We start from the raw sequence: 217 nt of genomic DNA on the forward strand, positions 1-217 counted from the left end.
GTGCGCGAGGCGCTGGTGCTGGCGGTGGACGGGCCGAGCGGCCAGCAGTTGGTGGGCTACGTCGTGCCGCAGGACGCCAGTGCCGAGCACACCCAATTGCGTGATCAACTCAAGGCCGGGCTCAAGGCCGAACTGCCGGACTACATGGTGCCCACGCACCTGCTGTTCCTGGAGCAATGGCCACTGACGGCCAACGGCAAGCTCGACCGCCGCGCCT

At 68.2% G+C, this 217-nt stretch carries 1 protein-coding gene; it reads left to right on the forward strand.

Going from position 1 to position 217, the window contains the following annotated elements; genetic code table 11:
* A partial coding sequence (locus FW760_RS26075) for an AMP-binding enzyme (protein WP_446444129.1) occupies positions 1-217 on the forward strand: 217 nt, incomplete at both ends.

This window comes from Pseudomonas sp. 1176_21 (assembly GCF_052850635.1).